Source organism: Pseudomonas auratipiscis, from assembly GCF_036324085.1.
In the GTDB taxonomy this organism is placed as follows: Bacteria; Pseudomonadota; Gammaproteobacteria; order Pseudomonadales; family Pseudomonadaceae; genus Aquipseudomonas; species Aquipseudomonas auratipiscis.
Genome location: NZ_JAZDCU010000003.1, coordinates 291,091 through 306,860 on the forward strand (window position 1 = coordinate 291,091; position 15,770 = coordinate 306,860).

The window sequence follows — 15,770 nt, forward strand, 5'->3', positions numbered from 1 at the left end:
GAGCCAGGCAGCGCCTCTGTCATGGCCGACGCAGGAGCAGTAATGAAGCCGTTAACACCACGCGCCCTGATGGTTGCCGTCGCAGCCATCAGTGCCCAGACCGCCGTCGCGGAACAGAAAAATACCTTCACCCTCGGCGAAATCCAGATCTCTGCACCGCAGGACGAAACATTGTCCACCGGCGCTAGCGTCATCGACCTGAAAGACATTCGCCTGCACGATCGTGAGACCGTCGCCAGCGCGCTGACCCTGGCCCCTGGCGTCAACCTTGGCTATATCGGCGGTCGCGCCGAGCAGGTGGTTTTTGTGCGTGGTTTCGATCGCTTGCAGGTGCCGGTGTATATCGACGGCATCCCTACCTACGTGCCATACGACGGCAACATCGACCTGGGACGTTTCACTACCTACGATCTGTCGCGCATCCAGGTGGACAAGGGTTTCGCCTCGCTGCTGTATGGTCCCAACACGTTAGGCGGTGCAATCAACCTGGTGACCCGTCGGCCCACTGAAGTGTTCGAAGGCGAAGTGGGCGGCGGCTTGGAGCTCACCGATCATGGCAACGTCAACGCCTACCGGAGCTACGCCAACGTCGGCTCCAATCAGGGCGCCTGGTGGATGCAGGGCGGCGTGTCGTATGTCGATTACGATTACACCCTGCTGCCTGATGACTTCAAGCCCACCAACAACCAGCAGGGAACGGGTCGTCGCGAGAACAGTGACCACCGTGACACCAAGTTCAGTTTCAAGCTTGGTTTCACTCCTAATGAAACCGATGAATACGTGCTCGGCTACGTTGATCAACAAGGGAGTAAGGGCCAACCGCCGTATGCCGGCGACCTCCCGGCGACCGGCCAGCGCGCACGTTGGTGGGAGTGGCCACGCTCAGACAACACCAGTGTCTTCATCGCCACTAAAACCGCGTTTGGCGAGCACGCGCTAAAAACCCGCGTTTACCACGACACCTTCAAGAACTCGCTGGAGAGTTACGCCTACCGCAACGGGGTCGTCGGTGCTTTACAAAAAGGCTTCCCAAGCAAATACGATGACGAGAGCACCGGCTTCTCGGTAGAAGGCGACCTGGCTTTGAGCGAGGCCAACCGCCTCGGCATTGCCTATCACTTCAAAGACGACGTGCACCGCTCCCGTGATGGTTCAAGCCCGCAGACCCACTTCCGTGATCAGACCCAATCGATAGCCCTGGAAGACACGCTGCGCTTGAACGAGATATTCAGCGTGGTGGGTGGCGTCTCCTACAACTATCGCAAGAGCCTCGATGCGCAGAACTACGGCACTAACGCCAACTCACCAACGCAGGCCGTACTCTACGACGAACCTACCGGGAGCAACGACGCAGTCAACGCGCAGCTCGGTTTGTTTGCCAATACCAACCCGCTATTGGGCACCAACGACAACGGCCAATTGCGCCTGACCGTGTCGCGCAAAAGCCGCTTCGCCACTATCAAGGATCGCTACTCGACGCGCTTTGGCACCGTCATTCCCAGTCCTGATCTCAAGTCCGAACGAGCGACTCATTATGAGTTCGGTTACAGCGGCCAGGTGGCAGCGCAATGGCAGCTCGACGCGGCGCTGTTCGTGGCAAATATCGAAGACTCCATCCAAAAGGTCACGGTGCCCGCGCAAACTAACTGTGCCGAGCCCTGCGGCCAGTTCCAGAACATCGCCAAGGCGCGCAATCAGGGCGTCGAACTGGGCATCAACGGCGACCTGGGCCAGTGGGAGTTGGCAGCCAACTACACATGGCTTGACCGGGAAAACCTCAGCGACCACGACCTGCATCCCACCGACACACCTCGCCATAGCCTGTTTGGCTCGGCGTCCTTGAATCTCGACGCCTGGAAGCACACCGCCAGCGTGGAGGCCGCCTCGCGTCGCTACAACACCTCCGATGCCACACAAATGGCAGCAGGCTACGCCGTGTACAACCTCAAGACCGGTTACCGATTCAGCAATGACGTGTTGATCGAGGGCGGTGTTCGCAACCTGTTCGATCGGCTGTATGAATACAGCGAGGGTTATCCGGAAATTGGCCGTCAATATTTCGTGCAATTCAATGTGCCGCTGTAATCGCTGGCTGGCGGGCCTGCTGCTGACGTTCAGCTCACTGCTGAACGCAGCGCCGCAAACTGTGGTGGTGATGACCAGCTACCCCGAAGAAATGATGACGCGGGTTGAGGAGGGTTTTGCCCAGGCTCAACCGGAGTATCGTCTGCACATCCTTTGGCGTCAGGGCTTCGATGCCCTGCCGTACTTGATGCAGCCCAAACAGGGCGGTGTCGATGTGTATTGGGCACCGTCACCGGGAAACTTCACCCGACTGGCAAAAGCAGGCAGTTGGCAACCGCTGGGTATCAGCCTGGAGGGCTTGCCGGCACAGATCGGTGGCCTGTCACTGCGGGACGAACAAGCGCTGTACCAGGCAACCGAGCTGGCTGGTTACGGCTTTGCCATCAATGCCACGACGCTGAACGAACTGGGGGTCACTATGCCCAGGGATTGGCCCGACTTGCTCGACCCCCGGTTGCGCGGGCGCGTCGCGCTACCCGACCCGAGCCGTGTCGGCTTCGCGCCAGTGCTGCTGGATATCGTCTTGCGTGCTTACGGCTGGGAACGTGGCTGGGCCATCTGGAGCGAGCTAAGCGCCAATGCACGCCTGGTTACGCGCGGGGGTACCTTGGTCAGCGATGAAGTCACCAGTGGGCGTGCCGCAGTAGGGTTGTCGATTGATTTCTTTGTCGCCTCGGCCAAGGCCAATGGCGAACCGGTAGACTTCGTGTATCCGGCCCATGGCGGCCTCAACCCGGCGTTCATTGCCGTAACCGCCCATAGCAAGGCGCCTGATGGCGCCAGAGCGTTCGCACAGTACCTGCTGTCTGAAACGGGACAGGCGCTGCTGGCTGATGCAGACATCCGCAAGCTGCCGGTGCGACCCAGCGTCTACGCGCAGTTGCCGGAGCATTATCACGACCCGTTCGTTGCAGCGGGCCGAGGCGCTTATGACTACGGCAAAGGTAGCTCGCGCGAGCGCCTCGCGCTGATCAGTTCCCTGTTTACCCAGTGGCTAAGCCTGCCCCACGACGCCTTGAACACGCTGTGGGCTCGACTGCATGCTGCCGAAGCAGCAGGACATGACGTCAGCGCGATACGCCAGCTACTGATCACGCCGCCACTGGCTGCTGAGCAAGTGGAGGAGCAAGCGTTACTGGCCCTGTACGCGGCCCGTCAGGACAGCGGCATGACGCACGAACCGGCAAGCGACCTGGACGAGCTCGGCCGCAGGGAAATCACCTGGCAGTTTCAGGCCGCACGTCAACGGGCAGAAGCTGCCCGATTGCTGGATGGTTTGGGTCTGTGAACGCCCTCCGCGCTGCTGGATTGTTGATCGGCTTGCTGGTGAGCGGGCTTGCCAGCGCCGATGTCACTCACACCGCGGCCAACCGTGAAGCATATGCCCAACCATTTGCCAAGCTGGACGATAACCAACTGGAACGCTTCTTCCGCGGGCGCAGCCTGTTCCGTCAGGCCTGGGTGGTGGCACCGTCCAGAGACGCAGCAGTGGATGGCCTCGGGCCGTTGTACAACCGGGTTTCCTGCATCGCCTGTCACCCTAAGAATGGCCGCGGCCAGGCGCCCCGGCAGGGCGAGGCAATGCGCAGCATGCTGCTGCGTTTGTCCGTACCGGGGCACGACGCTCATGGAGGGCCAAAGCCTCACCTTGTCTATGGCGATCAGCTCAATGAACTGGCTGTGCCCGGTGTGCCGGGTGAAGGCCGGGCCCATGTCCACTGGCAAGAGCATGCACTAGCCCTCGGTGATGGCGAAACCGTCATGCTGCGCACGCCGCGTGTGCAGTTACGGGAGCTGGCCTATGGGCCGCTGGACGGGGTCATGACCTCGGCACGGGTCGGCTCGCCGGTATTCGGCCTCGGTCTGCTGGAGGCCATTGACGAGGCCACCCTCCACGCCATGGCCGCCGAAGCCAAACCGGACGGCGTGTCAGGGCGTGTCAACCAAGTGTGGAGCGTCGAGCGACAACGTGCCGAGGCAGGCCGTTTTGGCCTCAAGGCCAACCAACCCGACCTGCGCCAACAAATCGCCCACGCCATGCTGGGTGACCTTGGCATAACCTCCACGTTAGCCCCCGTGCAAAACTGCACTCCCGCGCAGCAGGACTGCGCTCGGGCGCCACACGGCGGCGAGCCGGAACTGGACGCCATGCAACTGGGCGATCTGCATTTTTACCTCGCCCACCTGGCCGTACCGGCCCGTCGACAACAGGCCGACCCCACAGTCATCGAGGGCGAAAAGCTCTTCGCTGCACTTGGCTGCAGCGCCTGTCACCGCCCCGCGCTGATCACCGGCAAGCATCCACTTTACCCGGCGCTGACCGAGCAACGCATTGCGCCGTATACCGACCTGTTGCTGCACGACATGGGCGCAGGCCTGGCCGACGGGCGTGAAGACTACCTCGCCAATGGCCGACAATGGCGCACACCTGCGCTGTGGGGACTTGGCCTGGGAGAGCGCATCAACCCCGGCAGTGGATACTTGCACGACGGTCGCGCACGCACCTTGGAAGAAGCCATTGTCTGGCATGGCGGTGAGGCAGAAATTGCTCGACAACGCTATGTCGCATTGGCTGCGAAGGAACGACGGGCGATTCGGGCGTTTCTTGAATCGCTGTAGGGTGACACGAGGGTGAGCAAGCTGCCCTTTAGTGCGAGTCGGCAATTCAAGTGGGCGGCGCTTGCAGTCTTCAACGTCACATCGAAAAGCGAGACATTGAATGTCCGAAGCATTGCAACTTAGAGAAGTCCATGTTGGCTGTTACATTCGTCATGACACATCATCAGACTGCAATCTTTTTTTCAGCAATTGTGGCAATACCTCACTTGCTCGCCCCTCTAACCAAAACTCCCGCGCGCTACGGACACACTTGGTGTCAGGATTGATATGCACCACGGTAGCGCCCGCCCGCCAGGCAATATCTGGTATTTGTGCCGCAGGTTCGACAACGCCCGATGTACCCACGGATAGGAGTACGTCACAGTCTTTCGCAGCGGCAAAAGACTGCGCCAATGCCTGGGTAGGGAGACTTTCTCCAAACCACACTACGCCAGGGCGTAGCTTGCCACCGCAATGACTGCAACGCGGCGGCTCCACGTGCCGCCCCTCTATGGGCTCATCAGGCGGCGGCAGAGGATCGATAGCGAACCTGGCGCAGGCAAAACAACGTGGTTTGCTTAAACTTCCATGCAGATGGATAACCTCAGTACTGCCAGCACGCTCATGCAGGTCATCTACGTTCTGTGTGACCAGTGTCAGCTTCGGAACGATGGCGGATAGTTCCGCAATCGCCCGATGTGCCAGATTTGGGTGCGCTTTGTACACCTGCATTCGCCGCCACTCATACCAGCCCCATACGAATGTGGGATCTCGTCTAAAGGCTTCACGGGTAGCTAGGGCGGCGGGGTCGAAGCGTGCCCACAATCCTGCCTGGGCGTCACGGAACGTCGGAATTCCACTTTCCGCAGAAACTCCAGCGCCAGTAAAGACAAGGACATGTTTGGCGCTTTGTAGTACATCAAGCACGCCCTGATCAATTTCCACGGCAGGCCTCCTCAGTGTTTTCTTTTTACCAATGCAGCATAGATAGCGGACTGTCCACTCGCCGGGTCTATATAGTTTGCCGTGGACATGTCGCAGAGATGCACGGGCTCTAACGCAAGCTCCAGTTTGGGCGCATCTGCATACCATTCTTCGTCGTCATGCAGCGCATGTTCGAAGGCCTGAAGCATTCCCGGGCAATCCTTGAACTGAGGATTCACAGCGTAACCGCCGGCTTGATCTTGGTAGAATCGATGAAACACTAGAAAGACCACCCCCCAGCGAATGACGTGGTCATTTGATTCGGTATTGGGTATTACCTTTTGCAGGTCTCGGCGGATTTCCCATATTTTCTGGTAGGCATTTTTATTATTGTGGACGACTTTGAACTCCATAGCATGGGGGGGCTGATCGCCTGTCTGATCCTCGATCCACACATCTACTTTCTTGCGCTCGGCAGCGATCAGCCAGCGGGGCACATTGTGTCGCTCATCCAGAGGTTCGCCCAAGCCAAACCGGGCGCGATTAACGTCCAGGAGCGCTGCAGCTTCCAGACTCAACCAATGTTCAGGGGCCGCCGTGACGGCAATGGACATCAGCATGCGTCGGCGCTCCTCCTGCTGGAGATGAGTAATCAGGAAATCAAAAAATGAAGGTACAAAGGACATAAGTGCAGTCTGCGTTAGTAGGTTTGAGCAGTGGTTCGCCAACAGCATGTTGCATGCACGTGCGACGAAATGGGTCGCGGACGAGCGCAATCCAGTCAGTCCAGGCGCTGGCTAATGATAAAGTCGTTGCGGCGTCGAACGCCCTATAGGCTAGAAGTAGGTGATCGAATATCCGACAACCTAGTGATACATTCGCAACTTAATCCATTCTCGGTTTTTCAGGGTTTTAGATGACGCTTACGTTCAAAACCGTGTATCACCGCATAATTGTTAGACAATTCCCTTATGGACCAACAACCACATTGTCATCCATGGATGCGCCGGTTGATGCAGTGGCTGACCATTTTGCCAATGTTCTCTTCTTAATTGGCGCGCCTCGAGAGCACAGCTCGCTAGATACCAATAGAGTGGTGACATTCTACGTTGATTCGGAACCGATGAAGCGCAACCTGAGCGAGAACGAAGTTCAGGTGCTCTATGACGCAGGCGGCCCATTGAAAGAGACCTTTGTGCAATGGGCGATGTCACTGGTTGAGTTCATGCGCCTGATGCTGTTCAGGTTAGGGATGGTCAGTGTCGATTTTGCAGACCTTTTGACCGTTATTCATTTCTCAAGCTCCAAGCGTTTTCGATTTGAGAAAATCCCCTACGATGACCACGCCACTGTTCCATACGACAAACACACGGGGGCGGGCTACCGGACGCTTTACAGTTGCGTTGCAGGACCAGTAGATCTCTCACTGGCTCACTACTCGGACCTGCAAAGCACACTTGAGCTTCATAATCCTGGCTGCATCATGATTAAAACTGCGATGACCATTGCAGAGTACGACCCGCCGATGATGATGTTGCTTGGCGAGCCTATCAATACCTGATGGTTGTCCGGATCGTTGAAGCCAGGTGCGATCTGTCGCGCGCTAAACACCACTCACCTAGAAAGAACGCTAATAGCAATACTTCTTATTTACTTGGATTTGACAAAAGCTTAAGCTCCGTAGGCGGCCAGCCCGGTCGTGTCACAGAGCAGCCGACCGTGCCCTTTGCCCTTCCCTCCCCGACAATCCCCCGGAGCCCGTCGCTGAATTGGCAAGGTATCGACCTGCGCTGGGCGTACAACGACCTGCTGCTGAGCCTGAGTCGCCAGACCCGTTGCGTGCACCGCGCTTACGACGTGCTGCATGACGCCCTGTTGCGCTTTGCCCTGGCCCAGCATTCCCAGCCTGTGACTCAACCCAATGCGTACCTCAGGCAAGTCGCGCAATCGGTGCTGATCGATCACTACCGGCGCAATGACCGCTTGCAACCGCTGCCTGATTATGAGGAAGCCCGCGATGAGCACGTTGCGCCTTCGGCAGAACACCTGCTCGACATCCAGCAACGGCTGACCGCTCTGCATCGTATCCTCGACTGCTTGCCACCGCGCTGTCGCGAGGTTTTCTGGCTGGCGCGCATCGAGGGCTATGCTCAGAAGGAAATCGCGCTAAAGCTGGAAATTTCCCTGAACATGGTCGAGCGCCATATGGCCCGCGCCTTGGTCACCTTACGCGACGCCCGCGACTTGCTGCGCGCATGAATTCGATTCGCGAACAGGCAGCGTTGTGGTTTGCGCGCATGTACAACGCCGATGCCGCGCATCCTGAACACGCCGATTTTGACAACTGGCTCGCGGCCGACCCGCGCCATGTGGCTGAATACCGTGCCCTTGCCGAACTCTGGGGCGACTTCGCCTCTACCCAACGTACCGAGGCGCTGGCCAAAGCCATGGAGCGCAGTAATGCTCAACGTCAGCGCCACCGCTTGCTGCAAGGTGGCATGCTGGCCGTGTTGTTGGGAGTGGGCTGCACGCTGGGCTGGCACGCCCATCGATACGGCCCGCTGGAGCTTGATTTGCACACGGGCATTGGCGAACAACAGACGCAGCATCTGCGAGACGGAACCGAAATCATCCTCGATGCCGACACTCACCTGCACCTGCGCTACGAGCCTGGCCAGCGCCAGGCAGAACTGGTGCATGGTGAGGCAATCTTCCATGTCGCCCGCCAGCCGCAACGGCCCTTCGTCATTGACAGCGGTTTGGCACGGGTGCGGGTACTGGGCACCCGTTTCGTGGTCAATCGTCTGCCCGACCGGCTGCGGGTCAGTGTCGAAGAGGGTCGAGTGCAGGTGGAGAGCCTTGCCAGCAGCGGCGAAAGCCTGGTGCTGGGCGACGGTGAAGTTGCCGAAGTGGGCGCCGATGGCCACCTGCAGCGTTTGCCCCGCGCCGCCAACGATGCCTTCACGTTCCAATCCGGCAGCCTGGTGTTCGACCAGGCCGATTTGACCGAGGTTGCCGCCAGCCTGTCGCGCTACCGGCAGTCGCCCGTGCGCGCTGCGCCTGGCACCAGCCCGCGCGTCAGCGCTGTGGTGCAACTCGCCAATGTCGAAGGCTTCCTGCAATCGCTGCCGCAGGTCGTACCGGTGCGCTTGCGCGACGACGCGGGCACTACCGTTCTTCTGCCCCGCTAGGCCCTAAAGTCAGTCGAGTGAAATACCATTTGTCGGCTTTGCAAATAGTTTTCATTTCGACATCAGGGTAAATCGCCCTTCGCGCGTTAGTGCTACAGCAACCAAACACAAGAAGGAAACTCTGCATGTTGATGCAACCGACCCTGCGCGCCCTCTCGGCCGCAGTGGCCATGACGCTGGCCACCCAGGTGCTGGCCGCGCCGATCGATCTCGACCTGCCAGCACAGCCGCTGGCTACCTCGCTTCGTCAGCTGGGCGAAGCCGCAGGGTTGACCATCGCCGTCGACAGTGCGCTGGTGCAGGGTCGTCAGGCTCCGGCGGTCAGCGGCCAACTGGAGGCGCATGACGCCCTGTCGCGACTGCTGGCCGGCAGCGGCCTGAGTTACCAACAAAGCGGAAACACATTGATCGTCAGCCAGCCGAGCGCAGATGCCCTTGAGCTTAGCGCCACCAGCATCAACAGTGTTGGTCTCGGTGCCACCACCGAGGGCACCGGCTCCTACACCAGCGGTTCCACCGCTACCGCAACCAAGCTTCCCTTGTCGATCCGCGAGACGCCTCAGGCAGTCAGTGTCATGACCCGCCAGCGCATGGAAGACCAGAACCTCACCCAGCTCCTGGACGTGGTCAAGCAGGCCCCGGGGCTTAACGTCAACCAGGGTGGCAACGCCGGCTCGGATTCCAGCAACATTTACTCGCGCGGCTTCCAGGTAGAGAACTATCAGATCGATGGTTTGCAACGCCTGGACAGCAACTACAAGTCCGTGGCTCAGAGCAACGACATGATCCTCTACGACCGCGTCGAGATCATCCGCGGGGCCACCGGTTTGACCAATGGCGTGGGTACCCCCGGGGCCACCGTGAACTTGATCCGCAAACGCCCGACCGCAGACTTCAAAAGCAGCGTCTCGGTCGCGACCGGCTCGTGGAATTACCAGCGCAATGAAGTCGACGTGGGCGGTCCGCTGAATGACAGCGGCACCCTGCGCGCCCGCGTGGTCGGTGCCTACCAGGACAACGAGTCTTACATCGACCGATTCAACGAGCGCAAGAAGGTGTTCTACGGCGTGGTCGAAGCCGACCTCACACCCGACACCTTGCTGACCTTCGGTATGGACTCGCAGTCCCACGAGGCCGATGACCATGCCCGCAGCGGTCGTCCGTTATTCAACAGCGACGGCTCGCGGGCCAAATGGTCCCGTTCGGATTCGGCGGCCGCCAGTTGGGCCTACTCCGACCGCAACTTCACGACCGCTTTCGCCACCCTCGAGCAAAACCTCACCGAGCGCTGGAAAGCCAAACTGACGCTGAACCGCGATCGCTACGAATATGATGAAGTGCTCGGCTATGCCGCTGGCGGCAACCCCAATCCAGCCACCGGGGCCGGGGTCAATCTGTGGGCCGGGCGTTGGGAAGCCAAACCGGTGCAGACCAGTGTCGACCTGAACATCGCCGGTAGCTTCGACCTCTGGGGCCTGGAGCACGACGCCGTCGTAGGCTATACCCGCCAGCACACTGAGTACCGTACCAACGGCTATCCGCTGTGGTGGTTCGATGGTTGGAGCAACGCCATCCCTAACATCTACACCTGGAACGGTGATACCCCTGGCAAGCCGCCACTGCCAGCCACCAGCCGCATCGACTATCAGGAAGACCAGACTGCCACCTACGGCAGCACGCGCCTGCGCCTTACCAATGATCTCTCGCTGGTTCTCGGTGCACGCGTCAACGACTGGAAAAACACGGTCAAAACCGACTACTACGACACTACGCCAGACACTGACGAACGCCGCAAGGAAACCGGCGTGGTCACGCCGTTTGCCGGGGTGGTCTATGACCTGGATGAACATTGGTCGGTGTATGCCAGCTATACCAGCATTTTCAAACCGCAGAGCAACAAGGACATCAACGGTCAGTACATCGATCCGCTCGAAGGCGACGGTTATGAGGTGGGCAGCAAAGCCGCATTCTTCGACGACCGCCTGAACCTTGGCCTGGCGTTGTATGAAATCAAGCAGGACAACCTCGCCGTCCTCATCGAGCCTAACGTCCCGGTTCCCGGCGGTGGCTTCGCCTACCGCGCCGAATCCGGCACCAAGACCCGTGGCTTCGAACTGGAAATGAGCGGCGAGCTGGCTCCGGACTGGCAAGCCAGCGCCAGCTTCAGCCGCAACATCGTGCAGGACGCCGCGGGCAGCAAGCTCAACACCAACGTTCCGCAAAACACCTTCAAACTGTTCACCACCTACACCCTGCGCGGTATCGGCAACGGCCTGACCGTGGGCGGAGGCGCGAACTGGCAGAGCGAGATCTACAGCAACAATCAGGGCCCGAACCGCGTGCGCTTCACCCAGGGTGACTACGCAGTGGTCGACCTGATGGCGCGTTACCCGATCACCCGTCAGTTGAGTGCGACCGCCAACGTCAACAACCTGTTCGACAAGGAGTATTACACCAACACCGCCGGTAGCAGTTACTACGGTACCCCACGTAATGCCACGGTCGGTCTGAAATACGACTTCTAGTGCGTCATGGTGGTGTCCAGCTGGTTGAGTGGGCACCACCAACCCTCAATGTACCGGTAAGGCCATCGGTCGCATCGGCGCTGCATCGGCGCCGCGCAGCTTCAACGAGGCGCCCACGAAGGCAAATTGGTAAACGCGATCCTTGGACAAGCCTTCCAGATTCACCAGTTCGATAATCGGTGCGCCCTGCATCGCCAACAGATAGGTGTGCAGCGGCAGGTAATTGCCCTCGACCTCCGAAGGGAAGGTCTCGAAACTCAGATTATCGGCACCGACCACCATTGCACCGCTGTCTTCTACCAGAAATTTCGCTGCATCCAGACTCAGGCCCGGCGGGTTGGCCATGTAGGCCTGGGCATGTTCATAGTCGCGCATGCGTCCGGTACGGATCAGCACCACGTCGCCCTTCTCCAGCGCCACACGTTGCTTGGCCAACGCTTGTTGCAAATCGCTGCGGGTGATGCGGTAGTTATCCGCCAGTTGCTCCAGGCCCTTGGCCATGGCGACATCAATCATCACTCCCCGAGCAATGATCGGCGGCAGCTTTTCCGCGCCAGTGACGTTCCAGCCGCGATCACCCAAGTGCTCATCGGCGCGAAACCCGTTCCAGATCTTGCCGTTGAGGCCAAAGTGGTTGAGTGCATCGATATGGGTACCCATGTGTGCATACATCGACACCGCCGAACCACTGTAGCTGACATGCTGGTTCATCGGTTCGCCGACCTGCATCGGATCGGCGACCACATTGCCATGGGGGGTGTGGGTCATCCACATCTGATACGGCGGATCACCTGCGGCTTGCCAACTGGGCATGCCGACGAAGTATTCCACCGCCAGGTCGTAGGCCTGGGCGCCATTGACCCGCGCCAGAATCGCTGCCTGCGACTGCGGCGTCATGAGGTTCAGGCGACCGATCTCGTCTTTCTCCCCCCAGGGACTGATGCCCACCTCGGGCTTGGCCAGCGCACCAGCGCTGCACAGTGAGCTGAACATCGACAAGACGGCCAGACCGGTAAGGGTTTTGATCCACGAACGCTGCAACATGAGAGAACTCCTCAAAGGGGAGCGCTCATGTTATTAGTAGAAAATTCAAAGATAATCAGGCGTAAGGTTAATTGATATTCAACCAGGAGGAAAAAATATGGATGTGTTGCTGGCCATGCGCACTTTTCGCCGCGTGGTCGAGCGCGGCAGCTTCAGCCAGGCGGCAGTCGACCTGGGACAATCCACGGCGGCGGTAAGCAAGCAGGTGCGCCAGTTGGAAAAGCACCTGGGCAGCCTGTTGCTGCTGCGCACTACCCGGCGCATGAGCCTGTCCGAAGCCGGCCAAGCCTATTTCAGCGAGTGCTGCCACCTGCTCGAGGAGCTGGACGCCCTCGAACGGGCGACCCAAAGCGGTTCCAGCGAACCCAGCGGTCGTCTGCGGGTCAACGCACCGCTTTCGTTTGGACTCAAGGTGCTGTCACCGATTCTGGTAGCGTTTATGCAGCGCTACCCGGATCTCAAGGTAGAGCTGACCCTCGACGACCGTCTGCTGGACGTTGTCAGTGAAGGCTTTGATGTATCGTTGCGAATTCGCAGCCATTTGCCCGACTCTTCGCTGGTCGCCCGGCGTCTGGGTGAAGTGGCGCAGGTGATCTGCGCTGCACCGGCCTACCTGAAGGCAAACGGTACGCCACTCAGCGTCGAGGCGTTGCGCGAGCACAGTTGCCTGGCCTATCGCCTGGCCGAGCATCCCGGCAGTTGGCAGTTACAAGGCCCGCAAGGCAACAGCCGCCTGGAGCTACCCGTACGCCTTGCGGTAGACAACAGTCTGATGTTGAGCGAGATGCTCCTGGCCGGCCTGGGCATCGGCGCCCTACCCTCTTTTATCGCCCAGCCCTTGCTCGACAGCGGCCAGTTAATGCAATTGCTTCCCGAACAATCGATGCCGCGACGCTCGATCTATGCGCTGTATGCCAGCCATCGGCATGTGTCGCAGAAAGTCAGGGTGTTCGTGGATTTTCTCGCCTGTGCGCTGCAAGCGCTGCCGCCAGACACGCCAGCATCCGACGCCTCTGCTGGCGCGGTGAAAACATCGTTGACACCTCCATGCCCGGCAGCCAGATAAGGGCATATTGACATCACCCCTGGCAAATAGAGAGCATGGACAGGCTTCGAGCCCCCTTCATCAAGGAATTTTCGCATGACCTGCATCACCCAAGTCGACAGCACGCTCTGGGCATTGATCGGCCGCCTGCAAGGCGCCGAGATACAGACGCCGTACACGCCGAGCAACAAATACTTCCAAGTAGAATCCGTCAATGCAAACGCCGTTGTGATACGCACAGGCGAAGGCGGTAGCGCTGTCGCCTTGAGACGAGAAGCCTTCCAGCAAACCCTGGACTATCTCGTGAAACATGAACACGTCGGTGAAAGCAACGCGATCAAAATCGAATCCAATCATAACGGCGAGTTGGCCGGGCCTCTGTGCAAAGCTGCACGCGAGCTGCCCAATGGCGACCTCGGCACCGTTGTCATCACCTATATCCTACCGATTCTGGAACAGTGCGAAGCGGTTGCCATCGGTCGTTTGTCGAGACCTACCACGACCTGGTTGATCACTCAACGCGAGCCACTGCGCAGCTCAGGACAATGACCAAGATCGTTTGATCACAACACAATTTCCCCCAAAAAGGGCAGCGCGGATCATCTGCGGACTGCCCTGCGTCAACGCCAAGCTCATTCGCCAGGTCTTGCCCCTGTTAGCGACCTACATCATGCACGCACCTTGCGCCGCGGCGCCCGGCTGCGCTGCTCTTCTTCCCAGCCCTCCACCAAGCCGACCGGTACGTCGACCGCTGCCAGGGTCTCGCGTCCGCGTACCAGGTCGCTGGCACGTTCGGCGAGCATGATGGTTGGGGCGTTGAGGTTGCCGTTGGGCTCGCTTGGGAACACCGACGAATCGATTACCCGCAGCCCCTGCAAGCCATGTACACGCAGCGCCGAGTCGACAACCGCCATGTCGTCCTCGCCCATGCGGCATGAGCCACAAGGATGCATGGTGCTTTCCATGTTGGCGCGCACAAAGGCGTCAATTTCTTCGTCGGTCTGCACCTGCGGACCCGGCGCCAGTTCTTCGCCACGAAAACGGTCCATGGCCGGTTGGGCGATGATTTCCCGGGTCAGGCGTACACAGCGACGAAAGCCCTCGCGATCCTCTTCGCGCTCCAAATAGTTGAAGCGAATTTGCGGATGCTGGTACGGATCGGCCGACAGCGCTCGCACGTGGCCTCGGCTCTTGGGCTTGTTCGGCCCGGTCAGCACCATGAAACCATGCCCCTTGAACGGCTTGTCGCCGTCGTAGCGCATCGCCGCCGGCAGGAAGTGAAACTGGATATCTGGCCAGCGCAGACCTTTGGACGAACGGATAAAGCCACCGGCCTCGAAGTGGTTGCTGGCGCCCAGGCCGTCCTTGAACAGCAGCCAACGCAAGCCGATCATCGCCTTGCCCAGCAGGCTCATCTTGCCATTGAGCGTCACCGGTTCCTTGCAGGCGTACTGAATGTAGATCTCCGAATGGTCCTGAAGGTTTTCACCCACTCCGGGCAAGTGATGGAGCACCTCGATCCCGGCTTTTTTCAGGACGTCCCGTGGGCCGATACCCGAACGTTGCAACAGATGCGGCGAGCCGATCGGACCGGACGACACCAGCACCTCGCGATTGCAATACACCTTGTGGGTCTGGCCGCCCTCGTCGTACTCCACACCCACCGCACGCGAGCCTTCAAGTAGAATGCGCCGGGTCATCGCGTGGGTGATCACCGTAAGGTTCGGCCGGGTCATGGCCGGGCGCAGGTACGCATTGGCGGTGGACCAACGCACGCCGTCCTTGACGGTCATGTGCATGGCCCCGAAGCCTTCCTGCATGTAACCATTGCAATCATCGGTCTTGATGTAGCCAGCCTCGCCACCGGCTTCCACCCAGGCGCCATACAGCGGGTTCTGCATGTTGTTGCCATTGTTGGTGGACAACGGTCCGGCGCCGCCGCGGTAATCATCGCCACCGAATTTATAGTGCTCGGCGCGCTTGAAGTACGGCAGGCAATTGCGATAGCTCCAGTTTTTCGCGCCCAGATTTTCCCATTCATCGAAGTCGCAGGCATGACCGCGGATGTAAACCAGGCCGTTGATCGAGGACGAACCGCCCAACACCTTGCCCCGTGGGCAATGCAAGCGTCGGCCATCCAGGTGCGGCTCGGCGACTGTCTCGTAGCGCCAGTTGTACTTCTTGGTGTTCATCGGCAACGAGAACGCACTGGGCATCTGGATCAGCACACTACGGTCGCTACCGCCGAACTCCAGGACCAGCACCGAGGTGGCCGGGTCTTCGCTCAAGCGGTTGGCCAGAACGCAGCCAGCAGAGCCTGCACCGATGATGATGTAGTCATATTTCTTGTTCATGGTT

13 protein-coding genes are annotated in these 15,770 nt (G+C 59.5%); 9 read left to right on the top strand and 4 right to left on the bottom strand.

Going from position 1 to position 15,770, the window contains the following annotated elements; genetic code table 11:
- The first annotated feature begins 42 nt into the window (after window positions 1-42).
- The 3 genes from V0R60_RS06145 to V0R60_RS06155 are packed head-to-tail and all read left to right on the top strand — an operon-like array spanning window position 43 to window position 4,704.
- Entirely contained in the window at window positions 43-2,085 is a 2,043-nt protein-coding gene (locus tag V0R60_RS06145; RefSeq protein WP_330078969.1) for a TonB-dependent receptor plug domain-containing protein, read from the top strand.
- Entirely contained in the window at window positions 2,072-3,373 is a 1,302-nt protein-coding gene (locus tag V0R60_RS06150) for an ABC transporter substrate-binding protein (protein WP_330078968.1), read from the top strand. Before V0R60_RS06145 ends, V0R60_RS06150 begins: the two co-directional genes overlap by 14 nt.
- Entirely contained in the window at window positions 3,370-4,704 is a 1,335-nt protein-coding gene (locus V0R60_RS06155) for a di-heme oxidoreductase family protein (protein ID WP_330078967.1), read from the top strand. Before V0R60_RS06150 ends, V0R60_RS06155 begins: the two co-directional genes overlap by 4 nt.
- Before the next feature lie 150 nt (window positions 4,705-4,854).
- Here V0R60_RS06155 and V0R60_RS06160 read toward each other — a convergent pair whose 3' ends face one another.
- Entirely contained in the window at window positions 4,855-5,628 is a 774-nt protein-coding gene (locus V0R60_RS06160; protein WP_330078966.1) for an SIR2 family NAD-dependent protein deacylase, read from the bottom strand.
- Between the two features lie 11 nt (window positions 5,629-5,639).
- Window positions 5,640-6,227 (bottom strand): hypothetical protein, encoded by a 588-nt coding sequence (locus V0R60_RS06165; protein WP_330078965.1) that lies wholly within the window; start codon window positions 6,225-6,227, stop codon window positions 5,640-5,642.
- Window positions 6,228-6,523: 296 nt separating this feature from the next.
- Between V0R60_RS06165 and V0R60_RS06170 the strand changes: the two genes are divergently transcribed.
- From V0R60_RS06170 to V0R60_RS06185, 4 genes are all read left to right on the top strand, one after another.
- Window positions 6,524-7,168 carry a hypothetical protein gene (locus V0R60_RS06170; RefSeq protein ID WP_330078964.1) on the top strand — a complete coding sequence of 215 codons (645 nt, stop codon included), beginning with the start codon at window positions 6,524-6,526 and terminating at the stop codon, window positions 7,166-7,168.
- 158 nt (window positions 7,169-7,326) lie between these two features.
- A complete protein-coding gene (locus V0R60_RS06175) occupies window positions 7,327-7,866 on the top strand; it encodes an RNA polymerase sigma factor (protein ID WP_218571427.1) in 540 nt (179 codons plus the stop codon).
- Window positions 7,863-8,798 (top strand): FecR family protein, encoded by a 936-nt coding sequence (locus V0R60_RS06180; protein ID WP_330078963.1) that lies wholly within the window; start codon window positions 7,863-7,865, stop codon window positions 8,796-8,798. The genes V0R60_RS06175 and V0R60_RS06180 overlap by 4 nt, the downstream gene beginning before the upstream one ends.
- Before the next feature lie 125 nt (window positions 8,799-8,923).
- On the top strand, window positions 8,924-11,323 hold the full coding sequence (locus tag V0R60_RS06185; protein WP_330078962.1) for a TonB-dependent siderophore receptor: 2,400 nt from the start codon (window positions 8,924-8,926) through the stop codon (window positions 11,321-11,323).
- Window positions 11,324-11,368: 45 nt separating this feature from the next.
- Here the strand turns inward: V0R60_RS06185 and V0R60_RS06190 are convergent, their stop codons facing one another.
- A complete protein-coding gene (locus V0R60_RS06190) occupies window positions 11,369-12,367 on the bottom strand; it encodes a cyclase family protein (protein ID WP_136475750.1) in 999 nt (332 codons plus the stop codon).
- Window positions 12,368-12,464: 97 nt separating this feature from the next.
- Here V0R60_RS06190 and V0R60_RS06195 point away from each other — a divergent pair, with 97 nt between their 5' ends.
- Together V0R60_RS06195 and V0R60_RS06200 are read left to right on the top strand one after the other, a co-directional pair.
- On the top strand, window positions 12,465-13,433 hold the full coding sequence (locus tag V0R60_RS06195; protein ID WP_330078961.1) for a LysR family transcriptional regulator: 969 nt from the start codon (window positions 12,465-12,467) through the stop codon (window positions 13,431-13,433).
- Between the two features lie 75 nt (window positions 13,434-13,508).
- Window positions 13,509-13,961: a hypothetical protein gene (locus V0R60_RS06200; protein ID WP_330078960.1), complete on the top strand. Its 453-nt coding sequence runs from the start codon at window positions 13,509-13,511 to the stop codon at window positions 13,959-13,961.
- A gap of 119 nt (window positions 13,962-14,080) precedes the next feature.
- On the opposite strand, the gene betA is transcribed toward V0R60_RS06200, so the two are convergent.
- Entirely contained in the window at window positions 14,081-15,766 is a 1,686-nt protein-coding gene (betA, locus tag V0R60_RS06205; protein WP_330078959.1) for a choline dehydrogenase, read from the bottom strand.
- Window positions 15,767-15,770 lie beyond the last annotated feature (4 nt).